Source organism: Psittacicella hinzii, from assembly GCF_003585935.1.
Lineage (GTDB): Bacteria > Pseudomonadota > Gammaproteobacteria > Enterobacterales > Psittacicellaceae > Psittacicella > Psittacicella hinzii.
The window spans coordinates 1-4,563 of the sequence record NZ_NRJG01000199.1; the positions used below are offsets into that span (position 1 = coordinate 1).

Sequence of the window (4,563 nt, forward strand, 5' to 3'; positions counted from 1 at the left end):
CATTAGAGATATTAGAAACATTAGAATTTAAGATTTGAGCAATGACTTTTTGCTGTAACTGTAATTTTAAAAGTTTTGCTAATAAGGTATAACCAATAATGTTATACAATAATCTCCAAGTTACCAGAGTTAAACCTGCTTGTTTTAAAGCCGATTTAAAGTTTTTACTTTCTTGAACATTAATAAGTTCTTGATAGGTTGCTTGCCAATGAGCACTAAATTCTTGAATAAACTCAAGTGTAACTAGTGCTTCTAGATCAATATAACTTAGATCAATTGTTGAGCTTAAGAATTGAGAAACTTTATATTTCCCTAAGTGCATTTCTAAATTTGGTTGTAGAGCCCAAAATTGTTCAAGTAATTCATACACTGGGGTAGCAAGAGTAAACTCAATGTAACTCGTACTCTCAGGTTTAGGTAAAGTGCCTCGATATAGCGGAGGTAGTGCAGTATATAAAGTAGTACCTGGGCTTGCAATAAAATAGTTAGCAGCAAATTGCAGTACGGAAAAAAGCTCAGCACTAAAATAACAAGGATTAACTAAAGAGTGCACGGCTTTAATTTTAGCCGGATCATAGTTAGGTTGTACATTTAAAGCTGTAATTACAGCATGGACATAGCGATTATTAAAATTAACATATACTACCCCTCCAACTTTTGCATGTTCCATACCAAGTTGTAATTTATATACATAAACTTGGTTTAAATTGGCTGGAATAGCTAATTCAACATAAATTGGAGGGGTAGTCATATTTGCGTCCTAAGAATTGATATAGAAAAAGCGAGATTAAATCTCGCTTTTTATTTTAAATTATTGGTTTTGGTAGCGGTTGTAGCTGTCCATAATTTCTTGTTCAGCAGCCGCTTTGTTTTCCCAAGCTTCGACTTTAACCCATTTACCTTTTTCTAAATCTTTATAGTGTTCGAAAAAGTGTTTGGTTTGTTCTTTTAAGTGTGCTGGGAAGTCTTCGATATCTTGGATATCTTTGTACATTGGAGTTACTTTATCGTGTGGAACAGCTAAAACTTTAGCGTCAACACCAGACTCGTCAGTCATTTTTAAAACACCAACTGCACGACAACGAATTACTGAACCGTACTCTAGTGGGAATGGAGTTAATACTAATACGTCAACTGGGTCACCATCTAAAGAAAGAGTTTGATTAATAAAACCATAGTTTAGAGGGTATTGCATTGAAGTACCTAAGAAACGGTCACAGAATAATGCGCCTGATTCTTTATCAACTTCATATTTTACTGGGTTAGAGTAAGCTGGAATTTCAATAACAACGTTGAAATCATGTGGTAATTCTTTACCAGCTGGTACTTTATCTAATAACATGGAATAATCCTTTTACTAATATAAAAATCTATACAGCTTTATTATATCACTAATAGACGCATAACTCCATGCTTCTCGAGAATTTAAGCAAAAAATAGATACTAAAAGAGGCTATGCTTTTGCATAACCTCTTTTAGTATCTTGAATACAGTGTAAATTATTATTTAGATTTTTCTACTAATTCGATAACTGCCATTGGAGCAGCATCTCCAGCACGGTAGCCGTTTTTTAATACGCGAGTGTAACCACCTTTACGATCTTTGAAAAGTGGACCTAACACTTCAAATAGTTTAGTAACAGCTTCTTTGTTGTTACCTAAACGAGCGAATGCTAAACGACGGTTTGCTGTAGTATCAACTTTTGCTAAAGTGATTAATGGCTCAATGTAACCACGTAATTCTTTAGCTTTTGGTAAAGTTGTTTTGATAATTTCGTGTTGAACTAATGCAATAGTTAAGTTGCGGAACAACGCCTTACGATGAGAACTATTGCGGTTTAGTTTACGACCAGTTTTTAGATGGCGCATCTATTAAAACTCCTAGTAAGCTAAACTTAATTACTGCCGTTATTGCCAGTATTAAGTTCTGCTGGTGGCCAATTCACTAGGCGTGTACCTAGTTGAAGACCATGATTCTTTAAGATATCTTTAATTTCGTTTAGTGATTTACGACCTAAATTTGGAGCTTTTAATAACTCAATTTCAGTTTTTTGTACTAAATCACCAATGTAACGAATGTTTTCTGCTTTTAAGCAGTTAGCTGAACGTACAGTTAACTCTAAAGCATCAACAGACTCTAATAAGATAGGTTCAAATTCTGGTTTTTTAACAGTTGGTTCTGTTTGTTGTTCAATTGCTTTCAGATCAACAAAAGGCACTAATTGTTGGTGAAGAATTGATGCAGCACGACGGATCGCGTTTTGTGGATCAATACTACCATTAGTTTGTAAAGTAATGATAAGTTTGTCGTAGTCATTTGATTGACCGTGACGAGCTGTAGCTACTTCGTAGTTTACAACTTTAACCGGTGCAAATTTTGCATCGATCATTACTGTTTTTGAACCTAAAATATTGATTTTAGGTTCAACGCCTTTTTCGCGACGATCTTTGGCAGGTGAATAACCAGTACCAGTCTGAATGCGTACATGGATGCGAATACTTGCGTTTTGATCAGTTAAACGACAAAGGATTAAATCTTTGTTAATAACTTCAACGCCAGGTTGAGCAATAATGTCACCTGCTGTTAACTCGCCAGCGCCTTTTTTCTCAAATTGTACTACAACATCATCCATTCCATCGTCTAGCTTAACTGCTAACTCTTGGAAGTTTAATAAAATGTTTAATACATCTTCTTGAACGCCGTCAATAGTATCGTATTCTTGCTGAATACCTTCAATACAAACTTCGGTAACAGCTGCACCAGGCATCACAGATAAGAGGATACGACGTAAACTGTTTCCTAAAGTATGTCCAAAACCACGTTCTAATGGTTGTAATGTAACTTTCGAAAAATATGGTTCAGCATACTCTTCAATGTCAATCGCTGATGGAGTAAGAAGGTTAATTCTTGTCGATTCCATAAAATCCTCTACTTGATATTAATTCAGACTAACTATTTTGAGTATAACTCGATAATTAACTGTTCATTGATAATGATATCAGCTGGGATTTCATTGCGTTCTGGAGCTGCTTTGAAAACACCTTCCATTTTATCAGCATCAACGTCTAACCATGTAGCGCTTAAACGGTTTTTAGCTAATTCAAGAGCAGATTTAATACGCACTTGTTTTTTAGCTTTTTCACGAATAGATACAACATCGCTTGCTTTTAATTGGTAAGAAGGGATGTTTACTACTTTACCGTTTACTAGAACACTTTTGTGACTTACTAGTTGACGAGCTTCAGCACGAGTAGCTGCAAAACCCATTCTGTAAACTGTATTATCTAAACGACTTTCTAATAATTGTAATAAGTTCTCACCAGTATTACCTTTTAAGCGGTTAGCTTCAGTATAGTAGTTACTGAATTGACGCTCTAAAATACCGTATAAGCGACGAACTTTTTGTTTTTCACGTAATTGATTACCGTAGTCTGATAAACGAGCTCTACGAGCACCATGTTGACCTGGTGCAGTTTCTAAACGACCTTTCTTTAATTTATTTTCTAAACCACGTAAAGAAGATTTAAGGAATAAATCAGTACCTTCACGACGGCATAGTTTTACTTTAGGTCCTAAATATCTTGCCATTTTATGCTTTCTCCAATATTTCTACCGAATACGTTAATATTAAATACGACGTTTTTTCGGTGGACGACAACCGTTGTGAGGGATAGGTGTTACATCGATAATGCTAGTAATGCGGTAACCTGCTGCATTTAAAGCACGGATTGTAGATTCACGACCTGGGCCTGGACCTTTAACACGCACGTCTAGATTTTTTAAACCGAACTCTTTACATTTTTCAGCAACGCGTTCAGCAGCTACTTGACCTGCGAATGGAGTAGATTTACGTGAACCACGGAAACCAGAACCACCTGCAGTAGCCCAAGCTAATGTATTACCTTGACGATCACTAATTGTAACGATTGTATTGTTGAAAGAAGCATGAATATGTGCTACACCATCAACGACATTCTTTTTAACACGTTTAGAACGTGTGTTACGAGCTGGATTAGCCATGTTACTTTATTCTCCGATTATTTTTTAATTGGTTTAGCTGGACCTTTGCGTGTGCGAGCATTAGTCTTAGTACGTTGACCACGTACAGGTAAACCACGACGGTGACGTAAGCCACGGTAGCAACCTAAGTCTGTTAGACGTTTGATGCTCATGTTAACTTCACGACGTAAGTCACCTTCTACAGTGAATTTAGCAACTTCAGCACGTAACTGATCGATTTGTTCTTCTGATAATTCCTTGATCTTTGTACTTGGCGCAATACCTGTAACTTCACAGATATGTTTAGCACGTGTAGCACCGATACCGTAGATTGCAGTTAAAGCAATTACAGTATGTTTTTGATCAGGAATGTTAACGCCTGCAATACGGGCCATTTGCACTCCTAGTGTCTTAAAAACTGTGTATCTTGAAAAGCCCGTTTCAGGATACTCAAAACACAGTTTATAAAATGATAAAAAATAATAAGCATTATTTAAAAATAATGCTACCTAAAATAAAAAAGTTATAAGTGTTGACTTTTAATAAAGTAGTATAGGGGGATAA

Annotated in this window: 7 protein-coding genes; all 7 read right to left on the reverse strand. The window is 35.8% G+C overall.

Annotated features, from left to right (window positions below):
• The coding region (locus CKF58_RS08100) for a primosomal protein N' family DNA-binding protein (protein WP_147397248.1) at positions 1-751 on the reverse strand (751 nt) is incomplete at its 3' end.
• Between the two features lie 60 nt (positions 752-811).
• Entirely contained in the window at positions 812-1,342 is a 531-nt protein-coding gene (gene ppa, locus CKF58_RS08105) for an inorganic diphosphatase (RefSeq protein WP_119532747.1), read from the reverse strand.
• Positions 1,343-1,502: 160 nt separating this feature from the next.
• The gene (gene rplQ, locus CKF58_RS08110) at positions 1,503-1,868 is read right to left on the reverse strand and encodes a 50S ribosomal protein L17 (protein ID WP_119532748.1); all 366 of its coding nucleotides are present in this window, start codon (positions 1,866-1,868) and stop codon (positions 1,503-1,505) included.
• Positions 1,869-1,894: 26 nt separating this feature from the next.
• Entirely contained in the window at positions 1,895-2,920 is a 1,026-nt protein-coding gene (locus tag CKF58_RS08115) for a DNA-directed RNA polymerase subunit alpha (RefSeq protein ID WP_119532749.1), read from the reverse strand.
• Positions 2,921-2,952: 32 nt separating this feature from the next.
• Positions 2,953-3,588 (reverse strand): 30S ribosomal protein S4, encoded by a 636-nt coding sequence (rpsD, locus tag CKF58_RS08120; protein ID WP_119532750.1) that lies wholly within the window; start codon positions 3,586-3,588, stop codon positions 2,953-2,955.
• Positions 3,589-3,627: 39 nt separating this feature from the next.
• The gene (gene rpsK / locus CKF58_RS08125; RefSeq protein ID WP_119532751.1) at positions 3,628-4,020 is read right to left on the reverse strand and encodes a 30S ribosomal protein S11; all 393 of its coding nucleotides are present in this window, start codon (positions 4,018-4,020) and stop codon (positions 3,628-3,630) included.
• 17 nt (positions 4,021-4,037) lie between these two features.
• Positions 4,038-4,394, reverse strand: coding sequence for a 30S ribosomal protein S13 (gene rpsM, locus CKF58_RS08130; protein WP_119532752.1), 357 nt, complete (start codon positions 4,392-4,394; stop codon positions 4,038-4,040).
• Positions 4,395-4,563 lie beyond the last annotated feature (169 nt).

Coding starts and splice junctions, on each gene's coding strand:
- rpsM (WP_119532752.1), bottom strand. CDS start 4,394: ATGGCCCGTATTGCAGGCGTTAACATTCCTGATCAAAAACATACTGTA.
- ppa (WP_119532747.1), bottom strand. CDS start 1,342: ATGTTATTAGATAAAGTACCAGCTGGTAAAGAATTACCACATGATTTC.
- rplQ (WP_119532748.1), bottom strand. CDS start 1,868: ATGCGCCATCTAAAAACTGGTCGTAAACTAAACCGCAATAGTTCTCAT.
- CKF58_RS08115 (WP_119532749.1), bottom strand. CDS start 2,920: ATGGAATCGACAAGAATTAACCTTCTTACTCCATCAGCGATTGACATT.
- rpsD (WP_119532750.1), bottom strand. CDS start 3,588: ATGGCAAGATATTTAGGACCTAAAGTAAAACTATGCCGTCGTGAAGGT.
- rpsK (WP_119532751.1), bottom strand. CDS start 4,020: ATGGCTAATCCAGCTCGTAACACACGTTCTAAACGTGTTAAAAAGAAT.